Source organism: Pseudohaliea sp. (genome assembly GCF_040217025.1).
Taxonomy (GTDB): domain Bacteria; phylum Pseudomonadota; class Gammaproteobacteria; order Pseudomonadales; family Halieaceae; genus Pseudohaliea.
Map to the genome: position 1 here is coordinate 1458034 of NZ_JAVJOA010000008.1, position 15693 is coordinate 1473726.

Consider the following 15693-nt stretch of genomic DNA (forward strand, 5'->3'; position numbering starts at 1 on the left):
ACGCCTCTCTCGACCATCAGACCAACGAGGACGACGCCATGCCCACACCCATCCGCTGTGCGTACATCGACATTCCGGCGGGACAGATCCACTACCGCCATGCCGCTGGCGATGGCATCCCCTTCGTGTACCTGCACCAGACTGCCAGTTCCTCCAAGATGTGGTTGAAGGTCATGGAACGTTTGTCCGACCTGGGACCGCACTACGCGATAGACACGCCGGGGTTCGGCGGTAGTTTCGACCCGGAGGAGTCTCCGTCCATGAGCCAGTACGTCGACTGGATGGCCGAAGCGCTGGCAGCACTCGATGTCACTAGGGCGCACATCGTCGGGCACCACACGGGCGCCTGCATAGGGTGTGAACTCGCCGCGCGCTATCCATCCTTGGCAGCCAGCGTCACCCTACTGGGGCCCGTCCCGCTCACCGACGAAGAACGAGAGGAGTTTTCCCGGCACTTCGGCGCACCGTTCGAGACAACAGCAAGCGGCGGCTACCTCATGGATAACTGGTACTATCTCGACCGACTCGGGGCCCATGCGGACCTCACCCTGTTCCATCGCGAACTCTGGGATATGCTGCGGGCGCAGTACGGCCGGGTGAAGAGCTACGCGGCCGTCTGGGGCCAGGATTTCACCGGCTTCTTCGAGGCGATCACGGTGCCCCTCGCCATCATGTGCGCCCAGGACGACGTGCTATGGCCGTTTTTCGATAGAGCGAAGGAACTTCGTCCTGATGCGCTTGCGGCTGTACCCGGCGGCGCCAATTTTGAGCCAGACCTCGACCCCGACACAGTAGCCGGGACCATACGCCAACTTGTCACGTCAATTGCGGATTGACCCGCAGCAGGCGCTGCATCACGACCTACCCGCGAACGCGGGAGGTGAGCACATTCGGAGCGGGCCGCTCTGCCCGCAGGCGCAGGCCGGACTGACTGAAGAAGGTGTCAGTCCGCGCTCTCGACGCGCTTCACCGCCTCATCGTAGCTTTCCATGCCCCGTGCCATTTCTTCCAGGGCCTCCTTTTCCTGGGTCACGACCCGCAGGACGACGTCGAGGAAGCCCTCACGCCAGGCTTCTCGTTCGGCGTGCTCTTTTGCCGTGGGAACATAATTGCCAACATCTTCCCGGGTGATCACGGCGGCTTTTTCCAGCAGGCGCTCGATACTGTCGATGCGCTCGCGCATGACCGCCACCTCCCCCGCCAGGGCCATGGTGATAGACAGGACTTTCTCCACTTCGGCGTCAAGATACTGGGGGCGTTCTCCCCTGGCCTTCTGTTGCAGCTTTATCGTTTCCACTCGCGAGGTTCCCTGCGGTTGAGTAATGGCGGTCCGACGGCCTGCCGCCGGACCGGTTCGCGCGCCGGCGTTGGCTCAGTCCTTGACCGCACCCCACACGTACCAGGCACCTCCGCCACCGAAGTCTCCCCCCTGGAAGACGCGGGCGCGCTTGGCCTCTGCAGCCTCGAAGGCGCTGGGCTGGTAGCCCTCGAAGGCTTTCGCTGGGTCGAAGCCGGTCTCCTCCGCGATTGCAGCCGGCTCTATTTCGTGGCTCGCACCCCAGTAGGGCTCGTTATTGTTGCGCGTATCCCAGTCCAGCATGAACGCGTCGTAGGCCGGCAGGTCACGGTAGGGGGGCGTTTCCGCGTGAATCACGACGCCGCCGGGCTTCAACAGGCGTCGGCACTCGCGCATGATGTTGCGCATCGCCTTGTGGCTGGTTTCGTGAACCAGGATGTGGCTGACAATCAGGTCGAAGGACTCGTCCTCGTAGCAGGACATGTCCTCGGCGTTCTCCTGGCGGAAGTGGACCTTCTTGCCCATGGACTCGGCCCGGGCGTGGGCATAGCGCAGCACCGGGGCACCCACGTCGATGGCGTGCAGCTCGGCTTCCGGGTAGGCATCGGCGTAAGGCAGTGTTGAGTGACCGACGGTACACCCGAGATCGAGAATGCGCGTCGGCTTCAGTGCAGGGAAATGCTCCTTCAGGTAGGCGATGGTGGTATCGCCGATATCCGAGTTGCACTCGCCCATCCGTCCCATGGCGTAGAGATACACGGCCCGGTCGTAAACCGCGCCATTGGCCACGTCATCATCGGCAAACTCGGTGTGATAACCACCCGGCATGCAGTGTATGTCTACGGCCTTGTGGTACCGCGGTGTTTCCAGCTCCGGGTTCAGCTCAAGCGTCCCGCCGGCGCCCTCGGAATTGCGCGCACTGTCGATAAGCGACGGCAACTGCCGTTCCACCGGTAGCTGGCAGGCTTTCCACATCATCTCCTGGCTGTTGCGCTGCATAGCACTCCAGAAGGTGAAGTAGGGCTCATGCTTCATGGCGTCGCGGATTTCCTGGTAGGTCGTGGCCGCCTTGCCGGTCTGCGCCATGTAGTCACGACCGGCGCGCACTTCAAAGGCCAGCTTGTTGGCGGTGGAGACCTTGTTAGCGAGGTGCAGCTTGAGGCTGCGCACGAAATCCTGGCGAGATGCTTCCTCGGCTGTCGGCTGCGGGAAAACTGCATGGCTTTGCTGGCTGGTCAGCGATCGTTCCATAACTTCGTTCCTCTATTGGTCTTGGCCTATTAGTGCACTTTACCACCGTGGCCAATGAACACCGCACTGGGGTTCCTCGGTTCAATGACTACTTGCTACGATCCACCGTGTGCAAATCGCCTACACGATCGTATACAGTTTTGCGGTTTCGCCTAGCGGCGTCAAGTCTTTAACACATGGGGTGATCGGTCCGGTTGGCAATAAGAACCCACGGCCAATCACCTGACTCGGTATAAAGGCTAACGCACTTTGAAGCTCCAGGCCTGCATGGCCTCCCGGGACCGACAGGGGTCCGGCCCGAGAGCATCAACTGCTGCAGGCGCTACCGAGACTTGGGGGAATTCACCATGGGTAAGCTGTCCGTCGATCTCGCAGGAAAGGTCGCACTGGTGACCGGCGCCAGCTCCGGCATCGGCGCCGCGGTCGCACGCGCCTTCGCCGGCGCCGGCGCGCGGGTTTTCATCAACCACCCCGGGGAGGCGTGCGAAGCAGACGCGGCGTCGCTGGTCTCTGAGCTCAAGCAAAGCGGTGTCGTCGCGCACGCGGTCGCTGCAAATGTCTCCGACGAGGCACAGGTCACCGCCATGTTCGCGGAGGTCACGGACCGCGAAGGCGGGTTGGACATTTTGGTCAATAATGCAGGCATCGCACACAGTGCACCCATCGAGTCGATTGAACTTGCGGAATTCCAGCGCGTGCTGAACGTCCACCTCGTGGGCACCTTCCTCTGCACTCGTGCCGCGCTGCCCCTGTTCTACCGCCAGAACAGCGGACGCATCATCAATACCGCGTCCCAGCTGGCTTACATCGGTGCTCCCGGCTTCGCCCACTACACGGCGGCAAAAGGCGGCATCCTGTCCTTCACCCGCAGCCTCGCCCTCGAGATCGGGGACCGCAACATCACCGCGAACTGCGTGGCACCGGGCGCAACCATGACGCCCATGCTGGCGGACGTGCCCGAGGAGGTCATCGCAGCCATACGCAGCAATATTCCCGCCGGGCGCCTGGCGGAAGTCGATGACATCGTAGGTGCCTACCTGTTCCTCGCCAGTGACGCGGCGGCGCACTTTCGCGGCCAGTGCCTGAGCCCCAATGGCGGGGACGCTTTCCTTTAGGATGCAGGGTGTCTCCGCGACGGCACCGGGTCGCGCAGGAAACTTCCGTCAGGACTAACGAGGAAACGAGCAATGAGTAAGAAAACGGCGCTGGTAACGGGCGCGGGTATCGGTCTGGGCAGGGCCTCGGCGATTGCGCTGGCCGCGGCGGGTCACAAGGTCTTCGTGACTGACGTGCTCGCCGACGAGGGGGAGGACTGTGCGGCGAGCATCCGCAGTGACGGCGGCGACGCGGAATACCACTTCCTCGACGTGACCGACTCTGCGGCCGCCAGCAACCTGGTCGCATCGCTTGAAGCCGAGCATGGCGCGCTCTCCGCCCTGGTCCTGAACGCGGGGATCGCGCGAACCCTGCCGCTGGAGACCCTGACTGATGAACAGTGGGACGAGACCATCGACGTCAACCTGAAGGGGATGATGCGCGTACTCCGCGCCGCTGCGCCCGGGATGAAGCGCGCCGGCGAGGGGGCGGTCGTGTGCCTGTCGTCCATCGTCGGTCCGCTGCTGGGCTGGTCGGAACACATCCCCTACTCGTCGAGCAAGGGGGGCGTGGCGGGCCTGGTGCGCGCCGCAGCGCTGGAACTCGCGCCCCACGGGATTCGTGTCAACGGTGTCGCCCCGGGCGTGATCCGCAGCGCGCAGACGCTGGACCCGGTCAACTCGCTCGGTGAAGAGGGCCTCGAGGCTTTTGCACAGACGGTACCGCTCGGGCGTGTCGGAGACCCGAAGGACATCGCCGACGTCGCGGTCTTCCTGCTGTCGGACAGCGCACGCTACCTGACCGGCCAGATTCTTGCCGTCGACGGCGGTACCACGATCAGCCTGTAAAGAGCTGCGGCGGCTATACCCCGGCACTGAGCCAAAAAAAGGCCGGCCCGGAAACCCGGGCCGGCCCTTGAGCGCTTACAGCGTCAGAAGTTGTACTGCAGCTCCACACCCACGCGGCGCAGGGTTCCCGGGCTGATGAAGCCGCCGCCGAACTCGGGCGCCAGGATCACCTCGCGGATGAACTCTTCCTCGAAGAGGTTGGTGGCGAAGGCGGTCACGCTCCACTGGTTACTGCGCAGGCCGAGGCGGAGGTTGGTCAGGCCATAGCCATCCACCTGGGTCACATCGTAATTGGCGGGCGGGCCGCCGAACAGCGTAGCCGGCACGATGTCATCCTGAACCGTGTGGTACCAGGTGTCACCCTGGTAGGAGTACTCCAGGCGACCGAAGAGCTCGAACTCGCCGATCGGCTGGTTGTACTGCAGGGCCGCATTCCACGTGTACTCCGGGTTGTTGGGGACTTCGTTCCCCTCGGTGTAGGGGCGCAGCGCGTTCTCGTCGATTTCGCCGTCGACCATGGAGTAGCCGACGTCGAGGCGCAGGCTGTCGGTCATGGCCCAGGCAGCGCTAAGTTCGAAGCCCTGCAGCGTGACCTCGTCGATGTTCGAGGCCGTCCTCAGCAGGCCGAAGGGACCGACGAAGAACTCGAAGAACTGCATGTCCTCGACTTCCGTGTAGAACACGGCACCGTTGAGGCTCACCCTGTTTTCGAACAGCTCCGAACGGAAGCCGAGCTCGAAGGCGCTGGACGTCTCCTCGCGGAACAGGTTCGGCGGTGCGCTGAGAGCACCACCGTTATCCACGAGGTAGAACTGCACGGTCTCGGTGGAGCCCTGGTTGAGGAAGCCACCAGCCTTGAAGCCGACACCCCAGCTGCCGTAGATCGTCGTGAAATCGGTCGCGTCCCAGGTCAGGCTGATCTTGGGCTGGACCTGGTCGAAGGTCTCGCTGCGATCGCCGATCGTGGGGGACACGGTGAAGTCATCGAAGTTGACGAAACCGGGGTTCAGCGGAGACCCGGGCAGCGGTTCGCCGTTGAGCGTACAGTTGCCGCCGCAGAAATCGATAAAGTTCGACAGGTTACCATCGGCCGGAGAGGGCACGTTGTTGGAGACTTCGCGCTTCTCCCGGTCGTAGCGCGCCGCGAGCGACAGTTCCACCCGGTCGGTGATGTCGTAGCTCACCGAGCCGAAGACCGCGTAGACTTCCGTGTCGAAGGTGTCATCGACAATGGCGTCGGTCAGTGGGCTGAAAATCTGCTCGGGCAGCCCCGCCGCGGGCCCGGGCCAGTTTTCGCCGGTGTCACGAGCCTGGGAAATTGCCTGCTGGCGCTCGATGTTCAGGTAGTACACACCAGCCTGCCAGCGCAGCTTCTGGTCCTCATTGGAGGTGACCTGAAGCTGAAAGCTGAAGTCCTCCTGCAGCCGCTCCTGGTACTGATAGCCGTCACAGGTAGTCGGGCTGTAGGGCGGCAGCACCGATTCGCCGGGGCCGGAGCCGAAGATGAAGGTCGGCGCCGGCAGCGGGGTAACGCCACCGGGGACTTCCGGCGTATAGGACGGGGCGAGCCCCGCCAGCGAGTTGATACACGCGTCGGTGCCGGCATAGAAACCGAAGGCGCCGGAGGTGCCGTCGGCGATGAAGGTGTCTTCCGTATCGCTGTAGAAGCCCCAGGTAGTAAGCGTACCCCAGTCGAATTGCTTGTCGAGCTTCACGGAGAACTCGAGCACGTCTTGCTCGTTGACCGGCTCGACGTTACCCGCGAAGATGAAGTCGTGGTCGTTGACGTCCTGGTAGAAGGCCTCAGAGCCCGGCGTACCGAAGCCCTGAAAGCTCGGGATCGCGAAGCCGGCGTTGAAGGCGATCGCCGATGCTTCCGACTTGCCGTAGCGGAGCTTGGTGTCGATTGAGAGCGTATCGCTAGGATCGAACACCAGGCGGCCCTGCACCGAGTAGTTCTCCTGGGCATCCACAACGTCGTCATTCTGGAAGCTGTTGCTGTAGAAGCCATCGGTGCTGCGGAAATCCGCCTGCAGCCGGCCGGCAACCTTGTCACCCAGCGGCCCCGAGATCGCGGCCAGCCCCGTGTAGGTGTTGTCCTCGGCAAAGCTCACCCGGACCTTGCCTTCCACTTCCTGCGAAGGCCGCTTGGTCGACATGATGATCGCGCCGGCCGCGGCGGAGCGGCCGTAGAGAGCACCCTGCGGCCCCTTCAGGATCTCGATCTGCTCGAGGTCCGCGTACTCGCGGTTGAAGGCGTAGGTGTTGATATAGAGAATGCCGTCGATGATCAGGGCGAAGTTCGTTTCCGCGTCGCGGGCGCCGTTCATGCCCCGGATGGAAACCGAGGAATCGCCCGTCTCCACCGTGTTGACGAAGCTCACGCCGGGCGTCTGGGAGATGAAGTCCTCCGCGCGCTCGATGCCCATGTCCTCGATCTGTGTCGAGGTGAAGGCAGTCACCGTGCTGGGAACGTCCTGCAGGGACTCGGTCCGCGCACGCGCCGTCACCACGATTTCCTCGAGCTGCGCCTGGGCGGCCGCCGGCATCAGCAGGGAACCGGTGGAGGAAGCGACCGCACAGATCGCCGATGCCAGGACGCGCGGCGCCGTAGCCGGTCGCAGTCCGTTCTCTTTCAGATTTTTCATGAGCAAGTCACCTGTCTTCTTGTCTGCCGGAAAATCAGTACCCCTACTGGCTGTCGCCTGTCGGTCTCGTCTCGTCTTCATGCTCTCTCTTACCCCTCTCTCCTGGACTCTCTCTGGTCTCGCACTGAGCGGACTTTACGCGATTCGGTTCGTGTCACTGCCTTCAAGCTTCTTCAGGCGCCGCCACAGCGTCGTCGGGCTGATGCCGAGATAGGCAGCCACCTGCTGCCGGTCCCCGCTGAACTTCTCCATGGCCCGCACGATGGCCGACGCCTCCAGGTCCTTCAGGGCGCCGGACGCATAGCCCCCCTCCTGGCGGTTGAGCTCGGGCAGGATCTCCAGGACCTCGCTCCGGCTCAGGTCAACATGCTCCGCCTTACCGCAATTTACTACCAGGCGTTCCGTGAAGTTTTGCAGCTCGCGGATATTGCCGGGCCAGTGGTAGCTGTCGAAGAGCGGCTCGACCAGCTCGAGCAGCGCATCGATGGGCACCTCCATGCCGTACTCCGCGGCATAGTGCGCACAGTAATGCCGGGCGATCGCCGGCACCTCTTCCTTGCGCTGGCGCAGCGGCGGCAGCCTCAGATTGAATACGTTCAGCCGGTAATAGAGATCATCGCGAAATTCACCCTGGTCTACCGCCTCCTGCAGATCGCGGTTGGTCGCCGCGATCAGCTTGAAATCGACGTCGATCTCGCGGTTGCTGCCCACGGGCCGGATCCGCCGCTCCTGCAGGGCCCGGAGCAGCTTGATCTGCTGCTGTGGCGGCATTTCACCGATCTCGTCGAGAAACAGTGCGCCGCCGTTCGCCTGCTCCATGAGGCCGATGCGGCCGCCGCGGCGGGAGCTGGTGAACGCCCCCTCGACGTAGCCGAAAAGTTCACTCTCGAAGAGCTCGTGGGGAATGCTCGCGCAGTTCACGGCCACCAGCGGGCCGTCCGCGTAATCGCTCAGACGGTGGATCTCGCGCGCGATATGCTCTTTGCCGGTGCCGCTTTCTCCCTCGAGCAGCACCGACGCGCGGCCCCGGGCATAGGTCCGCGCGAGCGCCGCGACCCGCTCCATGCGCGAGGAGTGCACGATGAAACGCTGCGGGCGATCGCCGCGCGCGGCAGCGCGCGCCGCCTGCGCCGAGCGCCCGGCATCGATCGCACGGCGCAGCATCTCCCGCGCCGAGTCGCGGCTGTACATGAGAATGGCCGGGATTCCGCGCTGCTCCGCGAGCCCGCAGGTATAGCTCGGGCCGACGATGACCTGCGGGTCCTCATCGGCAATGGCGAGGAGCAGGCTCTCGTTCGCCTCATCGGCGGTGCTGTAGCGGTGGTGGCACAGCTCCAGGTCGGTGATTTCCGGCAGGCTCGCGAACAGTCGCTCGCTCGGGCCGGCCTTTTCCGAGTAGGTGAACACGTGGACGCGACGGGATATCTTGCGCGCCTTGCCGAGGGCCTCGAGCACGTCCGTGTCGGTAACGGGCTGTGAAAGTACCGGTACCGACAGCGTGGCACGCAGGTAGGCGGCATTGGAGCCGGCGCTGATCACCACGTCGGGGCGGTGGCGCTCCACGAGGCCCGAGTAGTCCGTGTCGCCCGTGGCGATGGACTCGACGATGGTAACTGCCACATCCTGCTCGAACTCCGGGAGGAGCACGTTGATCAGCTCGCTGAACTTGCGATAGCCGACCACCAGGATGCGGACACGTCCCATCATCCCGCGGCCTCCTGCGGCGGCAGCGCGGCGATGATGGTTTGCGTATCAGACACGTCCGCGTACTTCGCGTGCATGTCGTGAAGGTTGGCCGCGTGCGCATCGGGGTTGCGGTCACCGACCGCATCGGCGGGCACGAAGACCGGGTAGTCATGCTGCAGCCCGTCCACTACCGTGGCGCGCACGCAACCGCTGGTCGTGAGCCCGGTAATCACGAGGCTGTCGACGCCCGCGGCTTTCAGCCGCTGCGCGAGGTCCGTGTCGAAGAAGCTGCTGGCGTGGCGCTTCTCGATAACGGCCTCGCCGGCGCGGGGCGCCAGGCGCTTGTCCACCGCGACCGCGTCCGAGCAGGGCTTCAGCACCTCGAGGGCCGGCAGCCGGCGGCGGAACACGGTGGCCTGGTCGTCGCTGCGGTAGATGACTGTGGTGAAGAACACCGGCAGCCCGCGCTCGCGGAAGGCGGCGAGCAGCCGTGCGTTCGCTGCGACCACCTCATCCGCCTTGCTGCCCAGCGGGCTCGCCGGGTCCGTGAAGGCGTTGATCATGTCCACGAGCACGAGTGCCGGGCGCTGGCCCGGCTGCGCGCTTTGTCGCTCGAGGTCCGCCATCGGGCCGCTCTCAGGCCACGCCCTGGAAGCTCGGGTCCACCGGCGGCTCCAGGTGCGTCTCCTCGAGGCAGCGGGCCTTGAGCTCCTCGATGGTGCCGCCGCGGTTGAACAGCTCGACCTCGCCCCGTTCCGCGCGCAGCTTTTCGCGCAGGTCCTCGGTGGCTGCACCGTCAACGCTGCCGTCCTCGGCGATGACCACGCCGTAGCGACGGGCGCCCTCGGCGGTGACCAGCCGGCGGGCAACGTCCTTTCGCACCAGTTCCGGGTCCCGCTCGTAGGGGTCGCCCCAGCCGCCACCGCCCCAGGTGTTGAAGTAGAGCAGGTCACCCTTCTTCACCTTGATGCCCTCGGCCTTGGCGCCCAGCCATTCCTCGCTGCCGTCCGCACGCACCAGGCGCTTGGTGGAACGCAGGCCCGGTTCCCCGCCGAGCACGCCCCAGGGATAGGTGAGCCAGCGGTCGTCATGGATACCGATCTCGCCGTCGGCGAGGAAACGGTAGGCGACCGTGAGACCGTTGCCGCCGCGATGCAGGCCGGCGCCACCGGAATCCGGAATCGTGGCGTAGGTCTCGATACGCAGCGGAAAGTAGGACTCGATGAACTCGTTCGGCACGTTGGTGAACCCCGGCCAGAGGCTGTGGCCATCGGGACCGTCACCCACCGGCCGGCCGGGAATGCCGCCGAAACCGATCTGAAACAGCTGAAACCATTCGCCGTCGTCGCGGTAACCGGAGTAGAACAGGTGAGGCGAATCGGAGAAGCCCGCCGCGTTCAGCATCTGCTCCGGAGCACCCATGCCGAGGAGCGCGCCGAGCAGGTCGAAGATGCGACCCAGGGCGTGCGTGCGGCCCGACAGGGCGGCGGGGTACTTCGGCTTGAGCAGGGTGCCCTCGGGAATGCGGACATCCACCAGGTCGTAGAAGCCATCGTTGAAGACGATCTGCGGGTCCACCACGTTGATCGTGAAGGAGCCGAAGAACATCTTGAACATGTCCTCGTTGAGAAAGAAGTTCACCGAACTCTGCGCCTGCGGGTCCGTGCCGGCGAAGTCGAAGATGGCCTTGCTGCCCTCGCGCCAGAGCCTGCACTTGATGCGGTAAGGGCCCATGCCCATGCCGTCGTCGCAGAGGTAGTCCTCGAACTCTCGCGGCTCCTCGGGCACGAAGTTCTCGATGATGTGCTTCATCGCGTCGTAGTTGCGCTTGAGCATCACGTCCATGGTCGTGGCCAGCACGTCGTCGCCGAAGCGCTCGGCGACCTCGACGCAGCGCCGCGCCGCGGTCTTGCAGGCAGCGACAAGCGCGTTTAGGTCGAAGCGGTTCCACTGCGGTGTGCGCACGTTGTGCAGGATGAGCTCGAGGACGTCCTCCTGGAGCACGCCCTTCTTGTAGAGCTTGGTCGGCGGGATGCGGATGCCTTCCTGGTAGATGGTCGTCGCCCTGATCGGGATCGAACCCGGCACCATGCCACCGTTGTCGGACATGTGGCCAAACATCGCGCTCCAGGCGATATGGCGGCCGTCCTTGAACACGGGCACGAGCACGACCCAGTCGGGCAGGTGGGACACCGCCGCGTTACACATGTAGGGATCGTTGGTGAGGATGATGTCGCCTTCCTCGATATCGGCATCGTAGGCTGACAGGAACGGGCCGATGAAGGAACCGAACTGGCCCACGACCATCTTGCCGTCGCGGTTGGCGATCATGGGGAAGCAATCGCCCTGCTCGCGGATACCCGGCGACATCGCGGTGCGGAAGAGGACCGCGTCCATCTCCTCGCGCGCATTCCTGAGGGCGTTCTCGATCAGGTCGACGGTCACGCCGTCCACGTCCACGGTGTTCAGCGGCGCACTGTTTTCCTGGATGATTCGTGCAGGCATCTCGCTACCCTCCTCAGGCTGCCGGGTTGATCAGCAGGTTGCCGATGGCGTCGACGCCGGCCTCGTAGCCGGGCAGCACCACCGTGGTGGAATCCATTTCCGTGACGATGGCCGGCCCCGGCACCGTCAGCCCCTCGTGCAGCCTGCCCCGGTCGTAGAGGCGGATGTCGTGCCATTCGCCCTCGTAGTAGAAGCGGCTCTCGTGGATCACGCAGTCGTCCAGGGTGGAGCTGGTATCGCCGCCCTCGCGGGTGAGTACCGTGCGCGTGGCCGCCTTCGCGACGGCGCGGATCATGAGGATCTCGTGGCCGTCGCCGAGCTTGAAGGTGAACAGCTGCTCGTGCTCCTCGTCAAAGGCGTCGGTCAGCATCGCGACGCCTTTCTCGCGCAGCTCCGCCTCGGTGAAATCGACGGTGATCTGGAAAGCCTGCCCCATGTAGCGCAGGTCCGCCTGGAAGCTCACTTCGTGCTGCTCCGCGGGGATGCCGTCGGCCACCAGCGCCTGGCCGGCGCGCTCCTGCAGCTCCTTGAGGTCCGCCAGCAGCTTGTCGTTGGTGAGGTCCTCGGCCATGGTCAGGTAGGTCCGGGCCGCTTCGTCCTGCACCTGCGTGGTCGCGTCGCCGTAGGCGCAGAGCACGCCCGGCCCCGGGGGCACGATCACCGGCCAGGCGTTGGTGAGGATGCCGAGGGCGTTGGCGTGCAGCGGACCCGCGCCGCCGAAGCCCACCAGGGCGAAGTCGCGCGGGTCGTAGCCCTGCTCGACGGACACCAGGCGCAGCGCGCCGAACATGGACTCGTTGACGATCTTGATGATCCCCTCGGCGGCCTCCATGAGGCCGATGCCCATGGCATCCGCGACCTTCTGCACCGCCGCCACGGAAGCGTCGTGGTTGATTTCCATCTTGCCGCCTAGCTGCACGTCCGAGGGCAGGTAGCCGAGGACCACGTTGGCGTCGCAGACCGTGGGCTCCGTGCCGCCCTTCATGTAGCAGGCGGGGCCGGGCACGGCCCCCGCGGACTCGGGCCCCACGCGCAGCGCCTTGGTCAGCTCCGGCACGAAGGCGATGGAGCCGCCGCCGGCCCCGACGGTGCGCACGTCTACGGAGGGCGCGCGCACGTTCACGTCGCCGACGTAGGTCTCCCGGCGTACCCGCGCCTTGGAATCCTGGATGAGCGCCACGTCCGTGGAGGTACCGCCCATGTCGAAGGTGAGGATGTTGTCGTAGCCGGCGCGGCTGCAGAAGTAGATGGCGCCGGCGACGCCGCCGGCAGGCCCGGACATGAGCAGATTCACCGGCGAGTCCGCCGCGGCCCGGGCGGAGGCCAGGCCGCCATCGGAGCGCAGGATGGACAGCTGCGTGTCGGTGCCGAGGCGCTCTTCCAGGGCGGTCTGCAGGTTGTTGACGTAGCGGGACACTTCCGGCCGCACGTAGGAATTGACCACCGTGGTCTCCGTGCGCTCGTACTCCTGCATCTCCGGCACTACCTCGCTGGAGATCGAGATCGGGGTGTCGCCGAAGATCTCCCGGACGATCTCCCGCGCGCGCTCCTCGTGGGCGTGGTTGATGTAGGCGTTGACGAAGCAGATGGTGAGCGCCTCGACCTCGCCGCGGGCGTAGAGCGTCTCGAGGTCGGCCCGCAGCCGGTCCTCGTCCAGGGGAGTGACCACGGAGCCGTCGGCCGCCATGCGCTCGGTGGCGCCGATGGTCAGCTCGAGCGGTGCGAGCAGCGGGCTCTTGATGTAGCTGACCCAGCCGCCGAGGCCGCCGGGGCAGTAGGAGCGCGCGACCTGCAGGGTATCCTCGAAGCCCGCCGTGGTCACGAGACCCACCCGGGCACCCTTGCCCGTCAGCACGGCATTGGTGGCGACCGTGGTGCCGTGCATCACCAGCTTGATGTCGCCCGGCTCGATACCGGACTCCTCGCACACCCGCGCCACACCGTTGAGCACGCCGATGGAGGAATCCTCCGGCGTGGACGGGACCTTCGCCGTGTGGGTCTCGCCGGTCTCCTCGTTCATGAGCAGGAAATCGGTGAAGGTGCCGCCGACGTCAACGCCGAGTCTGTATGCCATTGCTATCTCCTCTCTATCGCGCGCCCGCCGGCCGTCAGGCCGCGTTCCTGCCCGGATTCATGTCGGGGTTCTTGCTCAGCCAGTAATGGGCACGGCCGCCCTGCGGCGTACCGATCAGTTCACTCACCTTGGCCACCGCCGCCAGCAGCGCGGGCATGTCCACCCCCGTGTCGAAGCCCATGGACTCGCAGAGCATGACGACATCTTCCGTTGCCACGTTGCCCTTGGCGCCGGGCGCAAAGGGGCAGCCGCCGAGGCCGCCGACGGAGCTGTCGAAACGGCGGACGCCGCTCTCTACCGCTGCGTAGACGTTGGCGAGACCCATGGCCCGCGTATCGTGGAAGTGGCAGGCCAGGCGCTGCGCGCCGTGGTCGGCCACCAGGTCATCCATGAGCGCACGCACCGCGGCCGGGTTGGCGGCACCGATGGTGTCGGCGATCACGATCTCATCTGCGCCGTAGCCGGCCAACGCCTGCGCCTGCTCGCGCACCACGGACGCAGGCGTCGGGCCCTCGAAGGGGCATTCCCAGGCGACGGCGAGGTAGGCCTGCACCCGGGCGCCCTCGTCCCGGCCGCGCCGGATCACCGCTTCGGCGACGGCCAGCGTTTCATCGAGGCCCATGTTGATGTTCTTGCGGTTCATGGTCTCCGTGGCGGAGACGACCACCGCGACCGTCTCGACGCCCGCGGCCCGGGCCAGCTCGTAGCCCTTCATGTTGGGGACGAGGGCGCTGAAGGCAACGCCGGGGGGCGGCGACAGGCGCGCCACGAGTTCGCCGGTGCCGGCCATCTGCGGCACCGCCTTCGGCGACACGAAGCTGCCGACCTCGAAGTGGCGGATGCCGGTCGCCAGGAGTGCCCGCGCCATCGCCTCGCGCGCGTCGAGGCTCAGGTGCTTGGGCTGGCTCTGCAGGCCGTCCCGAAGGCCGACCTCGTTGATCACGATCTGCGGGTCACTCATGCAATCTTGCCCTCCTCGCGCAACTGCGCGACCTGCTCGGCACTGTACCCGAGAAGGCCGGTGAGCACGGTATCGGTGTGCTGGCCCAGGAGCGGCGCCGGGGAGAAGCTCTCCTCGCCGGTGCGCGAGAGCTTGATCGGGTTGCCCGGGCCGCGGGTCTTCGCGCCGCTCGGGTGCTCGAGCTCCACCACCATGTTTCGCGACAGCACCTGCTCGTCCGAGAGGGCCTCGCCGAAGCGGTTGACCTTGGCACAGGGGATGCGCTTGTCCTGCAACTGCTTGAGCCAGTAGTCAGACGTGTTGGTCGCGAGCAGCTCGTTGAGCTTGCCGTCGATAAAGTCCTTGTCGGCGAGGCGGCCAGGCTGCGTCTTGTACTTCTCGTCGCGGAACGGCTCGAAATCGACGACCTCGAGCAGGTTGTCCCAGAAGCTGTCGAAGATGACCGCGATGATGATATGGCCGTCCGAGGTGCGGTAGCTGTTGTAGGGCACGTGGACGAAGTGGCTGTTGCCGATCGGGGTCGGCTCCTGGCCCGAGAGGAAAAACATGGTCGCCATGTAGTTGAGCATGGAGATCTGGCAGTCGAGCATGGAGATATCGACGTGCTGGCCCTCGCCGCTGCGCTCGCGCTCATAGAGGGCGGACAGCACGCCCATCACCCCGAACATGCCGCCGCCGAGGTCGCCGATGGGAATACCGGCGCGGGTCGGGTGCTCGGCGTCGGTACCGGTGATGGACATGCCCCCGCCGAGGGCCTGCACCACCTGGTCAAAGGCCGGGCGCTGGTAGTTGGGACCCGCGGAGCCGAAACCGCTGATGGAGCAGGTGATGATGCCGGGGTTGTAGTCGCGCAGGTAGCGGTAGCTGATCTTCAACTTGTCGGCGACGCCGGCACTGAAGTTCTCGATGACGACGTCTGCCTCCTTCACGAGGTCATAGAAGACCTTCAGGCCCTCCTCGCTCTTCAGGTCGAGGGCGACGCTCTGCTTGTTGCGATTGAGGGTGATGAAGTAGGCACCCTGGCCCTCCAGGGAGTTGGCGGGGTCCGTGGCCAGCAGCTTGCGAGTTCCCTCCCCCTGCAGCGGCTCGACCTTGATCGTCTCGGCGCCGAGGTCGGCGAGGATCATGGCGCCGTAGGGACCGGACAGCATGTGGGTGAGGTCCAGGACGCGCACGCCGGCGAGGGGTTTGGCCATGATCTGCTCCCTGCTTGTCGTTAATAGGCCACGGGCACTGCACGATGCGTGCCACAGTGAGACGCCGCTATCCGCCAGGTGGCAGGGCGGCCGAACAGCCGGGTGCCCGCGGGGCGCCGGGCGCGCTTTCCG

Annotated in this window: 12 protein-coding genes; 3 read left to right on the top strand and 9 right to left on the bottom strand. The window is 65.4% G+C overall.

Annotated features, from left to right (window positions below; translation table 11 throughout):
* Positions 1-38 precede the first annotated feature (38 nt).
* Entirely contained in the window at positions 39-836 is a 798-nt protein-coding gene (locus RKE50_RS10700; protein ID WP_350036392.1) for an alpha/beta fold hydrolase, read from the top strand.
* A 107-nt stretch (positions 837-943) separates the two neighbouring features.
* On the opposite strand, the gene RKE50_RS10705 is transcribed toward RKE50_RS10700, so the two are convergent.
* On the bottom strand, positions 944-1297 hold the full coding sequence (locus tag RKE50_RS10705; RefSeq protein ID WP_350036393.1) for a hypothetical protein: 354 nt from the start codon (positions 1295-1297) through the stop codon (positions 944-946).
* Positions 1298-1372: 75 nt separating this feature from the next.
* Entirely contained in the window at positions 1373-2548 is a 1176-nt protein-coding gene (locus RKE50_RS10710) for a class I SAM-dependent methyltransferase (RefSeq protein WP_350036394.1), read from the bottom strand.
* A 347-nt stretch (positions 2549-2895) separates the two neighbouring features.
* Here RKE50_RS10710 and RKE50_RS10715 point away from each other — a divergent pair, with 347 nt between their 5' ends.
* Together RKE50_RS10715 and RKE50_RS10720 are read left to right on the top strand one after the other, a co-directional pair.
* A complete protein-coding gene (locus RKE50_RS10715; protein WP_350036395.1) occupies positions 2896-3663 on the top strand; it encodes an SDR family NAD(P)-dependent oxidoreductase in 768 nt (255 codons plus the stop codon).
* Between the two features lie 72 nt (positions 3664-3735).
* A complete protein-coding gene (locus RKE50_RS10720; protein ID WP_350036396.1) occupies positions 3736-4491 on the top strand; it encodes an SDR family NAD(P)-dependent oxidoreductase in 756 nt (251 codons plus the stop codon).
* Between the two features lie 83 nt (positions 4492-4574).
* Here RKE50_RS10720 and RKE50_RS10725 read toward each other — a convergent pair whose 3' ends face one another.
* The 7 genes from RKE50_RS10725 to RKE50_RS10755 all read right to left on the bottom strand — a co-directional run bounded on the left by RKE50_RS10725 (position 4575) and on the right by RKE50_RS10755 (position 15561).
* Entirely contained in the window at positions 4575-7139 is a 2565-nt protein-coding gene (locus tag RKE50_RS10725) for a TonB-dependent receptor (protein WP_350036397.1), read from the bottom strand.
* Positions 7140-7274: 135 nt separating this feature from the next.
* The gene (locus RKE50_RS10730; RefSeq protein WP_350036398.1) at positions 7275-8846 is read right to left on the bottom strand and encodes a sigma 54-interacting transcriptional regulator; all 1572 of its coding nucleotides are present in this window, start codon (positions 8844-8846) and stop codon (positions 7275-7277) included.
* On the bottom strand, positions 8843-9451 hold the full coding sequence (locus tag RKE50_RS10735; RefSeq protein WP_350036399.1) for an isochorismatase family protein: 609 nt from the start codon (positions 9449-9451) through the stop codon (positions 8843-8845). The genes RKE50_RS10730 and RKE50_RS10735 overlap by 4 nt, the downstream gene beginning before the upstream one ends.
* A gap of 10 nt (positions 9452-9461) precedes the next feature.
* On the bottom strand, positions 9462-11330 hold the full coding sequence (locus tag RKE50_RS10740) for a hydantoinase B/oxoprolinase family protein (protein WP_350036400.1): 1869 nt from the start codon (positions 11328-11330) through the stop codon (positions 9462-9464).
* 13 nt (positions 11331-11343) lie between these two features.
* The gene (locus RKE50_RS10745) at positions 11344-13404 is read right to left on the bottom strand and encodes a hydantoinase/oxoprolinase family protein (RefSeq protein ID WP_350036401.1); all 2061 of its coding nucleotides are present in this window, start codon (positions 13402-13404) and stop codon (positions 11344-11346) included.
* A gap of 34 nt (positions 13405-13438) precedes the next feature.
* Positions 13439-14365: a hydroxymethylglutaryl-CoA lyase gene (locus tag RKE50_RS10750; RefSeq protein ID WP_350036402.1), complete on the bottom strand. Its 927-nt coding sequence runs from the start codon at positions 14363-14365 to the stop codon at positions 13439-13441.
* Positions 14362-15561 (bottom strand): CaiB/BaiF CoA transferase family protein, encoded by a 1200-nt coding sequence (locus RKE50_RS10755; protein ID WP_350036403.1) that lies wholly within the window; start codon positions 15559-15561, stop codon positions 14362-14364. Before RKE50_RS10755 ends, RKE50_RS10750 begins: the two co-directional genes overlap by 4 nt.
* Between the last annotated feature and the right edge of the window lie 132 nt (positions 15562-15693).